Source organism: Candidatus Woesearchaeota archaeon (assembly GCA_003695435.1).
In the GTDB taxonomy this organism is placed as follows: Archaea; Nanobdellota; Nanobdellia; order Woesearchaeales; family UBA11576; genus J101.
On the sequence record RFJL01000003.1, the window covers coordinates 1 to 15,571 of the forward strand.

The 15,571-nt window shown below is 40.5% G+C and carries 18 protein-coding genes; 8 read left to right on the forward strand and 10 right to left on the reverse strand.

Features of this window, described 5'->3' with window-relative positions:
* Positions 1 to 830: hypothetical protein (locus D6774_00105; GenBank protein ID RME78721.1), on the reverse strand; the 830-nt coding region annotated here is incomplete at its 3' end.
* Here D6774_00105 and D6774_00110 point away from each other — a divergent pair.
* A complete protein-coding gene (locus tag D6774_00110) occupies positions 829 to 1,089 on the forward strand; it encodes a hypothetical protein (GenBank protein ID RME78722.1) in 261 nt (86 codons plus the stop codon). The two genes, D6774_00105 and D6774_00110, sit on opposite strands and share 2 nt — an antisense overlap.
* Before the next feature lie 168 nt (positions 1,090 to 1,257).
* Here D6774_00110 and D6774_00115 read toward each other — a convergent pair whose 3' ends face one another.
* The 4 genes from D6774_00115 to D6774_00130 all read right to left on the reverse strand — a co-directional run bounded on the left by D6774_00115 (position 1,258) and on the right by D6774_00130 (position 4,484).
* The gene (locus D6774_00115) at positions 1,258 to 2,313 is read right to left on the reverse strand and encodes a hypothetical protein (GenBank protein ID RME78723.1); all 1,056 of its coding nucleotides are present in this window, start codon (positions 2,311 to 2,313) and stop codon (positions 1,258 to 1,260) included.
* On the reverse strand, positions 2,310 to 2,885 hold the full coding sequence (locus tag D6774_00120) for a hypothetical protein (protein ID RME78724.1): 576 nt from the start codon (positions 2,883 to 2,885) through the stop codon (positions 2,310 to 2,312). The genes D6774_00115 and D6774_00120 overlap by 4 nt, the downstream gene beginning before the upstream one ends.
* Before the next feature lie 325 nt (positions 2,886 to 3,210).
* On the reverse strand, positions 3,211 to 4,050 hold the full coding sequence (locus D6774_00125; GenBank protein ID RME78725.1) for a DUF1385 domain-containing protein: 840 nt from the start codon (positions 4,048 to 4,050) through the stop codon (positions 3,211 to 3,213).
* Positions 4,047 to 4,484, reverse strand: a complete 438-nt coding sequence (locus D6774_00130) for an ArsR family transcriptional regulator (GenBank protein ID RME78726.1) — start codon at positions 4,482 to 4,484, stop codon at positions 4,047 to 4,049. The genes D6774_00125 and D6774_00130 overlap by 4 nt, the downstream gene beginning before the upstream one ends.
* A 233-nt stretch (positions 4,485 to 4,717) precedes the next feature.
* On the opposite strand from D6774_00130, the gene D6774_00135 reads away from it, so the two are divergent.
* The 5 genes from D6774_00135 to dnaJ are packed head-to-tail and all read left to right on the forward strand — an operon-like array spanning position 4,718 to position 9,803.
* On the forward strand, positions 4,718 to 5,260 hold the full coding sequence (locus D6774_00135; protein ID RME78727.1) for a nucleotide exchange factor GrpE: 543 nt from the start codon (positions 4,718 to 4,720) through the stop codon (positions 5,258 to 5,260).
* 5 nt (positions 5,261 to 5,265) lie between these two features.
* Positions 5,266 to 7,089: a molecular chaperone DnaK gene (dnaK, locus tag D6774_00140; GenBank protein RME78748.1), complete on the forward strand. Its 1,824-nt coding sequence runs from the start codon at positions 5,266 to 5,268 to the stop codon at positions 7,087 to 7,089.
* Positions 7,086 to 7,580 carry an HD domain-containing protein gene (locus D6774_00145; GenBank protein ID RME78728.1) on the forward strand — a complete coding sequence of 165 codons (495 nt, stop codon included), beginning with the start codon at positions 7,086 to 7,088 and terminating at the stop codon, positions 7,578 to 7,580. The genes dnaK and D6774_00145 overlap by 4 nt, the downstream gene beginning before the upstream one ends.
* Positions 7,567 to 8,661, forward strand: coding sequence for a DHH family phosphoesterase (locus D6774_00150; GenBank protein ID RME78729.1), 1,095 nt, complete (start codon positions 7,567 to 7,569; stop codon positions 8,659 to 8,661). The genes D6774_00145 and D6774_00150 overlap by 14 nt, the downstream gene beginning before the upstream one ends.
* Positions 8,658 to 9,803 carry a molecular chaperone DnaJ gene (gene dnaJ / locus D6774_00155; GenBank protein ID RME78730.1) on the forward strand — a complete coding sequence of 382 codons (1,146 nt, stop codon included), beginning with the start codon at positions 8,658 to 8,660 and terminating at the stop codon, positions 9,801 to 9,803. Before D6774_00150 ends, dnaJ begins: the two co-directional genes overlap by 4 nt.
* A gap of 132 nt (positions 9,804 to 9,935) precedes the next feature.
* Here the strand turns inward: dnaJ and D6774_00160 are convergent, their stop codons facing one another.
* The 3 genes from D6774_00160 to D6774_00170 all read right to left on the reverse strand — a co-directional run bounded on the left by D6774_00160 (position 9,936) and on the right by D6774_00170 (position 12,224).
* On the reverse strand, positions 9,936 to 10,634 hold the full coding sequence (locus tag D6774_00160; protein ID RME78731.1) for a hypothetical protein: 699 nt from the start codon (positions 10,632 to 10,634) through the stop codon (positions 9,936 to 9,938).
* Positions 10,635 to 10,986: 352 nt separating this feature from the next.
* Complete coding sequence (locus D6774_00165) at positions 10,987 to 11,733, reverse strand: hypothetical protein (GenBank protein RME78732.1); 747 nt, start codon at positions 11,731 to 11,733, stop codon at positions 10,987 to 10,989.
* 32 nt (positions 11,734 to 11,765) lie between these two features.
* On the reverse strand, positions 11,766 to 12,224 hold the full coding sequence (locus D6774_00170) for a hypothetical protein (protein ID RME78733.1): 459 nt from the start codon (positions 12,222 to 12,224) through the stop codon (positions 11,766 to 11,768).
* A gap of 76 nt (positions 12,225 to 12,300) precedes the next feature.
* Here D6774_00170 and D6774_00175 point away from each other — a divergent pair, with 76 nt between their 5' ends.
* Complete coding sequence (locus tag D6774_00175; GenBank protein ID RME78734.1) at positions 12,301 to 13,005, forward strand: hypothetical protein; 705 nt, start codon at positions 12,301 to 12,303, stop codon at positions 13,003 to 13,005.
* On the opposite strand, the gene D6774_00180 is transcribed toward D6774_00175, so the two are convergent.
* Together D6774_00180 and D6774_00185 are read right to left on the reverse strand one after the other, a co-directional pair.
* Positions 12,977 to 13,693 carry an alpha/beta fold hydrolase gene (locus tag D6774_00180; GenBank protein RME78735.1) on the reverse strand — a complete coding sequence of 239 codons (717 nt, stop codon included), beginning with the start codon at positions 13,691 to 13,693 and terminating at the stop codon, positions 12,977 to 12,979. The genes D6774_00175 and D6774_00180 overlap by 29 nt on opposite strands.
* 133 nt (positions 13,694 to 13,826) lie before the next feature.
* Positions 13,827 to 15,182 carry a signal recognition particle protein gene (locus D6774_00185; protein ID RME78736.1) on the reverse strand — a complete coding sequence of 452 codons (1,356 nt, stop codon included), beginning with the start codon at positions 15,180 to 15,182 and terminating at the stop codon, positions 13,827 to 13,829.
* An 85-nt stretch (positions 15,183 to 15,267) separates the two neighbouring features.
* On the opposite strand from D6774_00185, the gene D6774_00190 reads away from it, so the two are divergent.
* Positions 15,268 to 15,540, forward strand: coding sequence for a hypothetical protein (locus D6774_00190; protein ID RME78737.1), 273 nt, complete (start codon positions 15,268 to 15,270; stop codon positions 15,538 to 15,540).
* The last annotated feature ends 31 nt before the right edge of the window (positions 15,541 to 15,571 follow it).

A 15,571-nucleotide genomic window follows, 5' to 3' on the forward strand; every position in this document is an offset into this window, starting at 1 on the left:
AGCACTCCTTGATGTGCTTTGTGTATCATTCCTGCAACGACTCGTTCATGTGCAGGCGTTCCAAGACCTCCTGATTGGAAGGGGTCGTGGAGAACGTCTCCGAGAAGTGCTCCTGCATGCGCTCCTGTTGCGTCAAGGAATGGCGCTTGTTTTTGGGAATAGTTGTCCACGATGATTTTAGGGATTGCTGCTTTTCCTATGCGAGAACCCATTTGTTTTCCTACGTTGAGCGCCATGACAAAGAGTGCAAGGAAGATCATTCCTCCTAAGAAGAATGTTGCGAACATAATCGCACCTACAAGCGGGCCTGACTCAGTTGTGTAGTAGTGCCTTGCCCACCATGGCGTGATCATTGCTGCTATGAGAAGAATAAACAAGAGCACATTTTGATTTCGAAAAGAAATTGTGCTCTCCGCCCTTGCTTTTTCAACTATTTTGCGTCCTTGCCCTGCTGGAACAGTTCTGATAAGTGGCATGTTCTCATCATTAGGGTTTGCAAAGGCGAGGATGTCTACGAGTTTTCCTTTTGGCAGGAGTTGTGCTAGTGCTAGGCCTAGCATGGATTTTCCAGTTCCTGGCTCTCCTATGAGAAGAACATGGCGATGCTGTGCTGCTGCTTTTTTAATGACTTCTACTGCTTCTTCTTGTCCTACGACTTGGTTGACTATTACTGGATCTACTTTGATGTCTGCGGTAGTTTTGAAGTTCAAAGAAAAGGTGTCTTTTTTTGCCACGGTTTTTTGGACATTGACAGATTTATAAAGATGTCGGAAGGTTTTCTTTTTTTGTTTGAAAGAGTTTTTGAATACAACAAATACTCTTTGTTGCATGCTTTTTCGTATCGCGTGTATTGTACTGTTGGTGGGGATTCCTCTTTTTGTGCTCTTACCCAAACCAACTCTTGAACAAGAAGGGATCTTGCTTAATGCAAGTGTGGTTGATCAGATTCGTTTTGAGGATGCAAGCATTGTTTTTTTAACAACCCGTCTTAGAGCTCGCATGGAGAGCAATGTTACGCTTCCTTCTGATGTTTCTGTTCTTTTACAGTGTGCCAATAACAGATTTTCCATTCTTGAAGTGTACGGCTAATGGTAGGTAAACCAAGTATGAATTGGGAGTGTTGATATTACTCTCTTAGAAATGTTGCGAAGAATGTTCATGTTGTTGGAGATTCGTTGGAAATTTTGATTTTTTTATGATCTCAAAGGGGAAAAACTCTCTTGAGGATGATACGCCTTTGAATAGAGACTATGCAGGCTAATAGGTTATTGCGAGAATTCCTTGTGCCAGAGATTTTGAGAATGTGAAAACAGTTTCACTTGCAGGGACAGTCTTCTTTTTCGCTCTTAGGGCCGTTCTTTTCTGCCCTTTTTCTTTTGCTATTCTGTACATTGTTGTTCTTGAGACGTTCATGTTGTATTTTTTTGAAATGTCTTGTGCGACATCTTCAAGTCGCGTAGGGTCGTTGACATAGCGATCAATAATTTCGTCAATCATTTTTTGAGGGGCTGCTGGACGGTAGAATCGTTTAAGATAGTGTCCGTTTTCACGCGCAACACACAAGAGGCGGTTTGCTTCTTCAATAGAGTTGATTTCTACGGGGGATGTGCGCATGATGCTGTACATGTTGCTGTGTCCTGCTTTGTTGTAATGTTCTGCGAAGCAAAATGCATCATCTAGTGATGGATTTATCACTGCGGGCGAAGTGTCTTTTTTCTCCTGAATAGTCCATGTAGTTTCCTCTACAATGCTTACTTTCGTTTCACCTATGGTTGTGAAGTTTACCAAGGATTCAAGGCTTGATTCATCATGCCTGATGCATCCTTGTGATGCGATTGTTCCGAGTTTTTTAGGCTCATCAGTCCCGTGTAAGCCGATGCTACATTTTCCTTTAGGGTCGTATTTTCCCTGTGCATTCCATGAACCACAGTCCAGACGTAAAAAGTATTTTCCATAGGGTTTGCGTGAAGGATCGTGAGGGTGTTTCCAGTTTGATGAGTTTTCAATGCTAATAATAGTGTAGAGTTGGTTGTTGTTGTTTTGTTTGTGATTTGGGGTTTTTTTGTCTCCTTCACGCTGTTTTGGTCCTGCACCCCCTAAACCTGTTGAAATGTTATATGCTGCGAGAAGATTTTTGTTCTCATCGTAGAGATACTCCTTTTGTGATTGTTTGTCAATGTGAATTATTTTTGTTGGTGGACCTTGGTAGCGTGCTACTTCTTGAGGTATGAATGTTGCAGTTGGTGCTGATGCTAGTGAATGAGTAAGGAGAATTCCTGCAAGTATGGCGCGCAGGCGAGCAGTAAGACTCATAGGCCCACCCCGATCTCAATGAGCGCTCCTTTTTTGAGAAATTCTTTTATCTTTGCATAATCTCTTGGCAGGTATTGTACACTCCCATTTGTAGCGTCTTTTCCTTGAGCTATTGCTTCAAGCCGCTCTTCTCGATGAAAGTAATCATCTATGCTAAGAAGTTGGATCCCTCTCCCCGTTCTACCTCTAAGTTTGTCTTCTTTATTGGGATAGTTGATTGTTGCTTTGTTTCCTATCCATGTCGCAACACGATATATTCCTAAGGGCGTTTTAAGATCGCCCTCTCTTTCTTTTGGGTAGCCTCCTCTTCCATCAGTGTGGGGAACTTCAAATTCTTTTTTCCATCCCCCTCTCCAGCGATATGCAGTGGTAGTGTTGTGATCTACGTCTATGTAGAGTCGGTAGTGTTGTTGAGGTATTTGTTGGAGGTAAGTGTATCCGTAGCTAAGTGATCCTGTGATTGCTGCTGTAGCTGCACTTACAACAAGAATTGTTTTTGCGGTTTGATGTATTTTTTCAAGGAGCGTTGTTTTCTTTCCGAAAACTTGATGAGGAGTGCTGATTTTTGCCATGTGAAAAGGTAGGGCAGTATCTTAAAAGGCAGTTTCTACAAGAAAGTTGAAATCCTTGCGAGAACATTTGAAAGGATTTCAAGAAGTTGTTGTTATTTTGAAAGTATGTTTTAGCGGAGTGTTTTTTTGAGGAAACACCGATTCTGTTTTGTTGTGCATTTCCTTATTCGTCGTTGAAAAATGAGGAGGGAAACCTAGAAAAACGAAGAAATGAAGAGGATGAAAGAAGAAGACTCAGATAATTGGAGTGACTGAAATAATTGGAGAGACCGAAGAAGAAAATAAGAATAATAAAAGAAGAAAGAACTAAACAAGAAGAGATCCCTCAAAGGACTGCTTTTAGGCTTTTAATAGCAACTTCTATTTGTTCTTTATCAGGTTCTCGTGTGGTGAGTCTTTGTACCCAGAAACCGGGAATTGTGAATACTTTGAGTAGCACGTTATCTTTTTTTGCTCCAAGGCGCAGAAGTTCATAGGCAATACCTGCAATAACTGGTATGAGCAGGATGCGTCCCAGGAGCTTTGCCCAAAACCCTTCCCAGGTGATGAAGGAAAAGACTATGATGGAGACGAAGAGTACAATGATGATGAAAGTGGTTCCGCAACGTTTGTGTAGTGTTGTTTGTTTTTTAACGTTCGCAACGGTAAGTTTGAGTCCTTTCTCATATGCGTTGATTGTTTTGTGTTCTGCTCCGTGATATTCAAAAATACGTTTGACATCATCAAGCCTGCTGATAATGAGTATGTAGAGTATGAAAATGCCAACACGCAGTACTCCGTCAATAACATTGAAGAGAATTCCTTGAGTTTGAGTCAGGTGGGTAAGCCACAAAGGTATGATGATAAAGAGTACTGCGGAGAAAAGAAAAGAGATGAACAGAGTCCAGAAAATTTGAGCTGTACTCAGTTTTTCGTCTTCTTCATCGGTGCTTTCATTTGCGCTCCAGTTGAGTGCTTTTATTCCTAGAACAAGTGTATCAATGAGCGTAATTATTCCACGAAAAAATGGCCATTTAACAAAGGGATAATCTATGGACCATTTGCGAAGTGTTTCTTTTTTGATGGATATTTTTTTTGAGGGTTTTCGTACGGCATAAGCTACCTTGTTGCCGTATTTCATCATAACTCCCTCTATGATTGCTTGGCCGCCTGCGTAGTCAGTCATAAAACCGTCCTCGTCTCTCTGTTCTCTGTTAGGCCTAATTCATCATCAACCGTTTTGGCAACTCGTTTGAGCTCTCCGAGGGTTCGCAAGAGGTCTTTTTCTAGTTGTTCGATAACTTCTTTGAGGTTGGAGTCACGAAGATGGTATTTATTTCGATCACGTACTACAAGTCCTGCGTCTTCTAATTTGCGCAAGTGGTGTACTACCGTTCCCCTTGAAAGACCTATTCTTTCTGCAAGTTCATCTGAGCTAAGTGCCTGATAGGTGCGCATGGATTTAAGTAATTCTATAAATATTCTAAAACAAGACTTATCTTTATCCCGTAAGTTGAAAAGACCTAGTGACATTCCAAGCCATTGCAAGTCATCATTTAGGGACTGCAAGCGAGGTTTTTGGATATGCACAATGGTGATCTTTTGTTTGAGTTTGACCATGGTATTCTATAGAGAGGTGTGTCACCTATATAAGATTGTTGATTTTAAATCAACAGACAGCCAGATAGGTTAAAATGACGGGTTGCTTTGCTACGCCCCTTTTTTATTTGTGAATGCTAAGACACGCCACGCCACCATCCAAGAAAACCAAGCCCAAAATCCGCAAAATTTATATATGACTTCGTTGTTGTTGATTTTAAATCAACTACATTTAACTTAAATAGGTGGGCGGAATGACTAAAAAAGAAACTCAAGAAAGAAAAACTGAAGAGAAGAATGAACTATCAGAAGAGGCAAAGAACAAAGAACAACGAGAAAACACAGAGAAAAACCAAGAGCAAAAAGCCTCTCGCGAAGAAGAACTCTTACAAGATCTTAAACGCGTGCAAGCAGACTATGAAAACTATCGCAAACGTGTAGAACGCGATAAAGAAGAATTTACCAAATTCGCAACCAAAAGACTCGTCATTTCTCTCATTGACGTGCTTGACAACTTTGCATTAAGCCTTGAGCACAAAGACAATCACGAAGAATTTGTCAAAGGAATAGAAATGGTTTACGCTCAGCTTCTAGGAAAACTTGAAGACGAAGGACTCAAACAAATACCTGTCAAAGAAGGAGATCCCTTCAACCCCTACGAACATGAAGCACTCATGACAGAACACTCAGACAAAGAAAAAGACACCATCACAAAAGTGATCCAAAAAGGATACACCATACATTCTCAAATTGCAAGACACGCAAAAGTAATAGTAAGTAAAGGACCGGAGGAATGAACACCATGACACAAGAAAAAATTTTAGGAATCGATCTCGGAACGACATTCTCAGCAATGGCAATCATGGAAGGTGGAAAACCCACCATCATAGCAAACGCAGAAGGAACACGAACAACCCCTTCTGTGGTTATGATTAAAGACTCTGAGAGAGTCGTTGGACAAATTGCGCGAAACCAGGCAATGACCAACCCAGAACACGTGATCAGATCCATTAAACGATACATGGGCTCAGATCACAAAGTAACCGTAGATGGAAAAGAATATACTCCGCAAGAAATCTCAGCCATGATTCTGCAGAAGCTCAAAGCTGATGCAGAAAGCTACTTGGGACAACCCATAAAAAAAGCAGTAATCACCGTTCCTGCGTACTTCACAGATGCACAAAGACAAGCAACAAAGGATGCAGGAAAAATCGCAGGCCTTGAAGTATTAAGAATCATCAACGAGCCAACAGCAGCCGCACTTGCATACGGCCTTGATAAACAAGATAAAGCACACACTATTTTAGTCTTTGACTTTGGTGGAGGAACTTTTGACGTTTCAATTCTTGAATTAGGTGATGGCGTCTTTGAGGTTAAGGCAACGTCAGGAAACAACCACCTTGGAGGTGATGACGTCGATGATGCAATTATTGATTGGGCAGCAGAAGAATTCAAAAAGCAATACGGCATTGATCTCAGAGAAGACAGAACAGCACATCAACGTCTCAAAGACGCTGCGGAAAAAGCCAAAATAGAGCTTTCCACAAAAACCAGCACCAAGCTTAACATCCCTTACATTACAGCAGACGCGTCAGGACCAAAACACTTAGATCTTGACCTTAATCGCGCAAAGTTCGAACAACTTATCGAAGGCATTCTTAAAAAGCTTGAAGAGCCAACCAAACAAGCTCTCAAAGACGCAGGTCTTGAGAGCGTTGATAAAATCATCTTCGTTGGAGGATCAACAAGAATCCCTGCAGTACAAGAGCTTGTAAAGAAAATCACAGGAAAAGAAGGGGATAAATCAGTCAACCCAGATGAAGCAGTTGCACTTGGCGCTGCAATTCAAGCTGGAGTTCTTGCAGGAGAAGTAAAGGATGTTCTTCTTCTTGACGTTACCCCTCTTAGTCTTGGTATTGAAACCCTTGGAGGAGTGATGACAAAGGTCATTGAGCGCAACACCACCATCCCTGTTAAGAAATCCCAGATTTTCAGCACTGCAGCAGATAATCAATCTGCAGTAACAATACACGTTCTACAAGGAGAGCGTTCAATGGCAGCAGACAACAAAACACTTGGAACGTTTGACCTTGTGGGAATTCCCCCCGCTCCAAGAGGGGTTCCACAAATCGAAGTCACCTTCGATATTGATGCAAACGGAATCCTCAATGTTTCAGCAAAAGACCTGGGAACTGGAAAAGAGCAAAAAGTGGTTATCAAATCAACCACCAACCTCTCGGAAGAAGAAATTGAGAGGATGCAAAAAGAAGCAGAAGCAAATGCAGAAGCAGATAAGCAGAAGAGAGAAGAGATTGAAGTACTCAACGAAGCTGATGCACTCATCTACTCTTCTGAAAAGTCTTTAAGCGAGATGAAGGGTAAAGTAGATGAGAAAAAAATCAAACCACTTGAAGAAGGAATTGCAGAACTCAAGAAATTAATGGAATCTGACAAGAAAGATGTTCCAGCAATTAAGAAAAAACTTGAGGAACTCAACAAACTTGCTCAAGATGCTGCAACAGAGTTATACCAAAAAGCAGCCCAAGAACAACAGCAAAGCAGTAAAGAGCAAAAGGATGCTAAAGATGAGAACGTAGTGGATGCGGATTTTGAAGAGAAGAAATGAATATCCCTACTGAATCAGAGTGCATTCGTTTGCTAGAAGAGCAAGGCGTTGCTGATGCAATCCTAGGGCACTCTCTTCGTGTGGAAACCGTTGCGCAACGCGTGATGGATGTACTTGAACGAAGAGGTGTTAAGGTTAATCGTGCTCTTGTGGAGGCGGCTTGCCTCCTGCACGATATTTTAAAACCCATCGATCCTAAAAACCATGTTTGGAAAGGTGCTCAGCTTATTGCAAGTAAAGGATATCCCGAAGTTGCAAAGGTGATGAGCAAACATGCAATTCCAATTATTCCTGGAAACGAACCCGAAACAATTGAAGAGAAAATCATGCTCTATGCAGATATGCGCGTAAAGCCAGGAAAAATTTGCTCGTTAAGAGAACGATTTGACTATATAGAAAAAGCATACCCCCAGCTCAAAGATGAACTTGAAGCTACGTATGAGTATGTACGCAAAATTGAAAAGGAGTTATTAGAAGATGAAGAAATTTGATACCATAAACACATTTGAATCCTTTTTGAAGAGTATCAATGAGACGAGCACTGTGGCGCTTTATCATGATTCTGATTGTGATGGAACTACTGCTGCCACCTTAATTATTAAAGGTCTTAAGCGAGTAAAAGACAAGGATATCTCCTATGTGTTTACCCATCAAGGAAAGCGCGCATTTACCCCCGAAATCATAAAAGATCTTCAAAACAGAGGTGTTACGCATCTTATCGTTGCCGATCTTTCCATGGAAAATGATCCTCTTATTGATGAGATTCTCTCTTTTGCAAAAGTTCTTGTAATTGATCATCACCCCACGACCGTTGATGGTAACAAGGAAGGACTCACAGTTATTAAGTCACAAGACTTGCATCCAGAACAAGAAATGAGCGCAGTATGCACTGCGCAAATGGCATATGAGTTATTCTCAGCGCTTACAGATATGAGCGATCTTGATTGGCTTGCAGCAGCAGGAATTCTTGCAGATGCGAATTTTGAACATCAGCGCGAATTTGTTGAAGGAGTTTTCAAAAAGTATTCCATTGATTTTAGAACTCCCGATCCATTTAACACGTATTTTGCGAAAGTTCCCAAGTACATTGACTTTGCTCGCTGTGCTGATTTAAACAACATTGAGAGAATTAGAAGTGTTCTTTTGGAAGCGAAATCCTTTGAAGATGCCATTGAAAATCTCAAAGAGTTTGAGCCAATTGCTCAAGAAGTAACACGAGCAGTAAAAGAATACGACGTAAAAAAAGAAGACCAGGGGATTCTTAGTTTTTACCATCTTGTTTCACCTTATGAGATTAATTCTTTGTGTTCAACAATAATTAGTTTTCAAAAAGATCCTGATCATCTCATCATCGTCTATAAGGAAAAAGATGGTGAGACTCATGTCTCTGCGCGTTTTCAGAAAAAAACGATTGACACAGGGAAACTCCTTCGCGCATGCATTCAAGGATTTGAAAACGCAAATGCAGGAGGCCACATTCCCGCATCTGGTGCCGGATTTCCTTCTAAGTATTGGTCAGAGTTCAAAAAGAGACTTATTGAACAAGTAGACAATGAGGAATTTAAGGTATGAATTACTATGATATTCTTGGAGTGAGTAAATCTGCGAGCAAAGAAGAGATCAAAAGAGCATATAAGAGGCTCGCACTTAAGTACCATCCTGATCGCAATCCAGGAAATAAAGAAGCAGAAGAGCAGTTCAAGAAGATCAACGAAGCAGCTTCGGTTCTCACCGACGATAAGAAACGTGCTCAGTATGATGCCGTTGGTCATGATGCGTTTACTCAAGGTGCTCGCCACGGCGCAGGCGCAGAAGGTTTTGGTGGAGGGTTTTCAGGTAATTTTGAGGATATTTTTGAGAGTATTTTCGGTCAAGGTTTTGCAGATATTTTCGGAGGAGGTTTTAGTGGCGGAAACAGGCGTAGAAGACCTACGCGCGGGTATGATCTCCAATACGATCTTGACATCACCCTTGAAGATGTTGTAAGAGGGTTAAAGACGCAGATTGTGATTCCTCGATTTGAAACGTGTGATTCCTGTCAGGGTACCGGTGCCGCAAGTCCTCAAGATATTCACACATGTTCTACCTGCAAGGGGCAAGGCATTGTTCGCCAAGCTCAAAGAACTCCTTTCGGAGTTTTTCACACGCAAAGTACTTGTCCTACTTGTGGTGGTGAAGGGAAACGCATTGACAAACTATGCGATCTTTGTGGTGGAGATGGCCGTATAAAGCACCATCGCAAAATTGAGGTGAATGTTCCCGCAGGTGTTGAAGAAGGCACTCAGCTTCGCTTAGAAGGTCAAGGAAGTGCAGGTGAGAATGGTGCTCCTCCAGGAGATCTTTACGTAGTTATTCATGTAAAAGATCACAAGGTGTTTGAGCGAAGAGGTCATGACCTCTTCATTAGCGTTCCCATTTCTTTTGTTACCGCAACTCTTGGAGGAGAGATTGAAGTTCCGACCATCGAAGGCACTGCCAAGTTAAAAATTCCCAAGGGTACTCAAAGCAACACAACGTTTAGAATGAAGGGAAAAGGAATACCCTTTTTGAGGGGTTCAGGAAGGGGTGATCAATTAGTAAAAGTCATAGTGCACACACCTCAAGGTCTTAGTAAGAAACAAGAAGAGTATCTTCGAAAATTTGAGGAGTCTATGAAAGAAAAAATGATGCCTAAAAAAGGATTTTTTGAAAAACTCAGGGACGTGTTTGATTAAATAAACGTACTTGAACAGAAGTATGTGAAGATCCGAGAGGAAAAAAGACCCAAAGAGGTGATTTTTGTTCTAAGTTTATTATGTAGACGGGGTTTAATTGGTCTCATTAGGTTTGCTACAAGTATGATCTAGTTACAAGGTAAAAAATTGTTCTATGAGTAGCAAGATAATGTAGGTAACAACACCACAAAGAAAATAGATGGAGTCTCCTTCTCTGTAAGGAGGTATGGTGTCTCGTACGATGATGTAAAACAGGATTCCTACAACAAATGCGAAAACGCCGTAGTAAATTTCTAGAGGAATTCTAAAAAGTGTTGCAATAAGTGCTCCGAAGAAAAGAGACATGTAGGAAAGCAAGTGTGTGAGTGGGTTTGAGCGAACTTTGTGATGTAGGTGTTCTACGATAAGTGTTGAGCTCATAAGGTGAAAGATGATTGGCAGAAAAGAAATGTATCCTAAGAGTATTTGTCCTGTTTGGAAGAAGAAGACCACTGCGATTCCTAGGATGATGTGGTTGACGAAAAATCCCAATGTTCGCAAACGTACAAGTCTTGATCTTCTCCTTCGCAAAGACGATGAGTGTTGATAAACATATTTTTCTGCGATGTGAAACACAACAAAACCCCAGAAAAAGATAAATAAAACACCATTTCCGAGAAATTCTCTTCCTCGTAACATGGTTGGAAACATTGAGAGAAAGAGATACGTAACGAAAAGTCCTGTTGAGAAACTGATGAAACGAATATGTGCGTGTTCGAAGTAAGGAGAAAGCTTATCAAAACCGTATATGAAAAAGCCTATGAGAAGAGTGATGATAAGGGGGGCGATCATAAAAAAAGTGCCCCTGAGAGGGGGCTAAAAGCATTTATTTTCTTTTACGGCTTGAGGATTTTCTCTTAGCCGCTTTTTTCTTCGTAGCCTTTTTCTTAGCAGACTTTTTCTTAGCTGCTTTCTTTTTAGCTACTTTTTTCTTTGCAACTTTTTTTGTTGCCTTTTTTCTTGCTGCCATGTAATTTTACCTCTCGTTCGCGCGAACGCGGTTAGTTTTGAACACTTCAACCAAATTTTATATTTAAATGTTTTGCTTTACTACTCGTTTTCAGGCGTTTCACAGCGCCTAGTGACATTTTCAGAAACAAATAGGAAGAAATCCTCGTCGAGGAACGTCAAGAACCTAAAGAAGTTACTTTTTTTGAGTGCTGTTAAATGTTTTCTTTTCCAACACCTTACAAACATGATGGCAAAGAGACTCAAGATTCTTACAATCCTCTTCATTATAGTGTAATAATGAACGCAAAGCGTCCTCGTTTTGTGTTGCCAAGTAATGTTTAAACAAACCATAAAGTTCTTTTCCACTAATCACACTTTCTCGTCGGATGTTGAGCTTTTTTTCTATGTTCTTAAGGCCTCCTACGAGACCTATTTTTTTAGCAGCATGACGAACGTCAAAATGGAGATACTCCTTAAGAGATATTCCGAAATATCTTTCGATCAAAGGAATATCAAAACTTGTTCCATTAAATGTTACAATAAAGGGAAACTTTTTCAAAATGTCCAAAAACAATTCTTTGGAGAGTGTCTTTCCTTGAAGGAGTGCTATGTACTCATCATCAGCATACACTCCTAAAAGGAGAATGTTTTTTCCTTGGGCTTCGATGTCAAGATAACAGCACTCATCACGCAGTTCCAAGTACAATCTCCACATATCTGTTGAGGAGAGTCGTTTTGAAAAATACGTCCAGTCTTTCTTTTGGAGTGCAGCTTGAGCTCTTCTGATTTGTAGATCGTAAAATGTTTTTCTTTGTTTGGAGATTCCCTTTATAGTCTTTGCTTGAAGGAAGTCCTGCCAGGTATGAATTCCTTGTGAGAAGAGTTTTTGTTCCGACGTAGCCGTAATGCGATCAAAGAGGATGAACGTACGATTAAGCATACACTCAAAAAAATCTTTTGTGGTTTTTATGTTTATTCTAAAAGAAAGGGAGGAATCTCTTTATTTTTAATCAATTCTTGTAATATTTTCTTGTGGTGTTTTTGTAGGTAGTTCACAAGGTCCTTAGGAGAGGCAAACATCTCCTCCCAATACGGCTCTTGAATTGTTCGCTCACATTCGCTAATGTCGTATTCTTTACAGGTGCGTGGAGCGTGCTCGTGTATTCCACATTCATTTTTGTCAGTAAGGTTATTACAGCGAGTTGTTACTTCAAGCATCCAATCACCCTCATCGTCAATGTACACCTTAATGCCTTGATGATACAAAAACCAAAATAGTTCAGAAAAGTCTCGGGCATCCTCAGGAGCATCAATTTCAAGTGCTATATGTCTGCAACACAAAGAGCAAGGATAGCAGGGATTCTCTTTGCTGATGCTACTAGTAGGATTCACACTGATGACATTAAGTTTTGAGAGAGGTATTTTTGTCATAACAGCGGTTTTTCGAATAGCTGTTTAAAAAGGTTTTTAAACTTCGGATACTTGGCAGAAGTAAAAGAGAGGTTGAATGATGAATGTTCTCATGTATGGTTGGCAGTATCCTCCAAAACTAGGAAGTACTGCAAATTTTCAAAAAATTGCAAAAGATCTTAGTCAAACAAAAATTACCTATGTCTCAACAACACCTGCAAAAACAGTTGATTCCATATGCATTCCTGCAACAACCCCTGAGGAATTTGCTCATCAAGCATCCCAAGTCATTGATGTGAATCAATTTGATATTCTTCACGCTCATGACTACCCCACCTACCTTGCAGCTCTTATTGCTCACGAACAAACTCAAAAACCGCTGATTATTCACGCAAATGAAACAACCTTTGATCGACACGAGGGTTTACGTAATGAAGAAGAATTTGCACTTGAAAAAAAAGCATTTGAGCACGCGCACAAGATTATTGCAGGAAACAACAAAGTTCGTGACAGACTTGTTGCATCATACAAAATTGATGAGAGCAAAATTGTCTCTGCGGATAACATCCTAGAAACATACAAACATGCAAAAAACAGTTATATTCTTAGTGGCAAGAACAAAGAAACCCCCTGCGACGTTAAAGATGATGCTGTTAAAGAAGAAGAGTTCTCAAGTTCTTCAGAGAATATTCTTGTGAACAATCATGAAAAAACTCTTGCATGGCTTCGTGTCGGTCTTGTGGATTTTTTAGTAGGTGTTGGTATAGGTTTTCTTATTGCATTGTTTTTACTTTCGATTTAGTCCAAGAAGAAAATTTTTTTGCAACAAGCATGATTGTTTTTTCGTCTCGCAAGGTGTGCTCAGAACTAGGGAATATGAATAATTCACTCGTTCTAAATTTCTTGTGTGCTTTGTATGCTTGGGTAACACTTACAACTTCATCTCCTTGTGCGTGAGCAATGAGGATTGGGATGTGTAACTTTTTCCAGCGTGGTATGCGTAAGTGAAGAAGCATATCTACTATAAAGCTAAACGGTAGTTTGAAAGTTACTTTTTCCTTTGGTGCGTAATTGTATCGGTGAATGTGAAGAGGCAGTGCGTATAAACCATTAAGTGTGATAAGTGCGTCCGCTTTATGTGCTTGCTGGGCACTAAGCAAACCCCCTAGCGAATGGCCAAGAAGAACGAGGTGTTTGCAAAAACCAGATGTTTTGACATACTCTATGACTAATGAGAGTTCTTCTTGCCATCGCGAAATTCTTGCTTGCTCGTACCTGCCCTCGCTTTGACCTTGTCCACAAGAAAAATCAAAGCGTACCACGGCAAATCCCTCTTTGATAAAATACTCGCTTAGCAGTCTGAATTGTTTTTGGTGCATGAATCCCAAATAGCCATGAACAAGAAGAACGGTTATGAAGGGTCCTCTCCCGCGAGGTTTGAGTATCTCCCCCTTGATTTCAAAGTCGTGTTTAAGTGTGAATGTTTTCATGATTGTGAAGAGCGTTGTGAATGCTGGAGATGTAACGCATTGCGATTATGCGCTAAATAACTGTGAATGATGCGACAGATAAAACGAAGGAAGGTTTCACGAATGCATGTAGCACGCACACTAAAATGTCTCACTAAAAATTCATTCCTCCGCCCATACGTTGCATCATTTTCTCCATTCCTTTCATAGTTCCGCCGGATTTTCCTTTAAGGAGTTTAACCATTTTCTTTGACTGCTTGTATTGTTTGAGAAGTTCACGTACTTCACTTGCAGATCTTCCAGAACCTTTTGCAATACGCTCAATGCGCGTTCCAGAAATTTTTTCAGGCTCTTCAAGTTCTTCTTTGGTGCAAGAATCCATAATAACTCTCCAGATCCTGAGTTTTTTTTCTTGTACTTTGATTGCTTCTTTAGGTAGTTTTACTTGTCCCAAACCCGGAATCATTTCAAGGACTTTCCCAAGAGGTCCCATTTTTGACATGGCTTCCATTTGTTGGTAGAGGTCAAGAAGGTTAAACTCTCCTTTGAGTAGTTTTTTGCTCATGTCTTGCGCTTCTTCTTCATTTATTACTTCGCGAGCTTTTTCAAGGAGGGTTTCTAAATCACCCATGCCCAGAAGACGTCCGACAAATCTTTGAGGATTAAAGGGTTCAAGTGCGTCAATTTTTTCGCCCACCCCTATGAACATAACCTTTGCTCCAGTAACTGCGCAGGCAGCAATTGCTCCCCCTCCTTTTGCAGTACCATCCATCTTGGTTATGATAACTCCTGTAACAGAACATTCATCATGGAAAACCTGTGCTTGTTCTCTTGCTCCTTGACCTACATCTGCTGCCATAACCAGTATGGTTTCATCAGCTTGAGCAGCTTTGTTAATTGCGCGCAACTCTTCGACAAGTTCATCATTGAGTGCGTCGCGTCCAGCAGTATCAATAATAACCAAGTCATATTTTTGAAATTCTTTGTCGAATTCTTTGAGAATCTCTGTTGGGTGTTTTGCTTGCGGGTTTCCAAAAACAGGAACACCAATTTGAGATCCTAGTTGTTTGAGTTGTTCAAATGCTGCGGGTCTCCAAGTATCTGTTGAGCAAAGACAAACTTTAATTCCTCTTTTCTGGTAATATTTTGCAAGTTTTCCTGCAGTTGTTGTTTTCCCATTTCCAAAAAGACCTACGAGCATGATTTTTGTTGGTTGTTTTTTAAGCTCGATTTGCTTTGGTTCTTCTCCTAAGAATTTGACGAGTTCTTCGTAGACTATTTTTATGAGATATTCTTTCTTGGATAGACCTTTTGGTGTTTCATCCTTGAGTATGCGTTCTTTGATATTCTTGCTAAGGTCAAAGACCATCTGAACGTTAACATCTGATTGGAGAAGTGCGCGTTGTATGTCTTTGACAAGTTCATTTACGAGTCTTTCATCAACAAATACTGCTTTGGTGATCTTGCTAATGGAATCGCGCAGAGTTCCGCCTAATTTTTCTAAGACCATGTGAGTGCTACCAACAAAGGGTGTTTATAAATGTACTAGGACAATCTCACACATATTTATAAATGAGCGTTAAGTAGAGAACGGTATGCGGTACGCTGTTAAACTTATAGAACAAGGCAAGGCGCGGTATGCTAGTCCTCCTATGGAACTTCTGTTCGAAAGAGCAGGAATTGTACCAGGAGAGTATAACCGACAAGAATTTCTTGATATGATTTTTGCAGTGGATTTGAATGAGTTTTACTCAGATGATTTGCGCGTAGCTGTTGATTCTTCGCGTAGGTTTATTGAAGAATTTGTTCGTAAGGGTTCAGATGTTATTAGAATTTATAACACTCTTGAGTCCAAGGTTGATGAGTAACCTTACTTGAGTTGTACTCAGAGAAATCTTG

What these genes read in the sequence shown, in the direction of transcription:
- D6774_00160 (RME78731.1), bottom strand. Translation starts at nt 10,634, where the DNA reads ATGATCGCCCCCCTTATCATCACTCTTCTCATAGGCTTTTTCATATAC.
- D6774_00115 (RME78723.1), bottom strand. Translation starts at nt 2,313, where the DNA reads ATGAGTCTTACTGCTCGCCTGCGCGCCATACTTGCAGGAATTCTCCTT.
- D6774_00190 (RME78737.1), top strand. Translation starts at nt 15,268, where the DNA reads ATGCGGTACGCTGTTAAACTTATAGAACAAGGCAAGGCGCGGTATGCT.
- D6774_00165 (RME78732.1), bottom strand. Translation starts at nt 11,733, where the DNA reads ATGCTTAATCGTACGTTCATCCTCTTTGATCGCATTACGGCTACGTCG.
- D6774_00125 (RME78725.1), bottom strand. Translation starts at nt 4,050, where the DNA reads ATGACTGACTACGCAGGCGGCCAAGCAATCATAGAGGGAGTTATGATG.
- D6774_00150 (RME78729.1), top strand. Translation starts at nt 7,567, where the DNA reads ATGAAGAAATTTGATACCATAAACACATTTGAATCCTTTTTGAAGAGT.
- D6774_00130 (RME78726.1), bottom strand. Translation starts at nt 4,484, where the DNA reads ATGGTCAAACTCAAACAAAAGATCACCATTGTGCATATCCAAAAACCT.
- D6774_00185 (RME78736.1), bottom strand. Translation starts at nt 15,182, where the DNA reads ATGGTCTTAGAAAAATTAGGCGGAACTCTGCGCGATTCCATTAGCAAG.
- dnaJ (RME78730.1), top strand. Translation starts at nt 8,658, where the DNA reads ATGAATTACTATGATATTCTTGGAGTGAGTAAATCTGCGAGCAAAGAA.
- D6774_00180 (RME78735.1), bottom strand. Translation starts at nt 13,693, where the DNA reads ATGAAAACATTCACACTTAAACACGACTTTGAAATCAAGGGGGAGATA.
- D6774_00110 (RME78722.1), top strand. Translation starts at nt 829, where the DNA reads ATGCTTTTTCGTATCGCGTGTATTGTACTGTTGGTGGGGATTCCTCTT.
- D6774_00175 (RME78734.1), top strand. Translation starts at nt 12,301, where the DNA reads ATGATGAATGTTCTCATGTATGGTTGGCAGTATCCTCCAAAACTAGGA.
- D6774_00145 (RME78728.1), top strand. Translation starts at nt 7,086, where the DNA reads ATGAATATCCCTACTGAATCAGAGTGCATTCGTTTGCTAGAAGAGCAA.
- D6774_00170 (RME78733.1), bottom strand. Translation starts at nt 12,224, where the DNA reads ATGACAAAAATACCTCTCTCAAAACTTAATGTCATCAGTGTGAATCCT.
- dnaK (RME78748.1), top strand. Translation starts at nt 5,266, where the DNA reads ATGACACAAGAAAAAATTTTAGGAATCGATCTCGGAACGACATTCTCA.
- D6774_00120 (RME78724.1), bottom strand. Translation starts at nt 2,885, where the DNA reads ATGGCAAAAATCAGCACTCCTCATCAAGTTTTCGGAAAGAAAACAACG.
- D6774_00135 (RME78727.1), top strand. Translation starts at nt 4,718, where the DNA reads ATGACTAAAAAAGAAACTCAAGAAAGAAAAACTGAAGAGAAGAATGAA.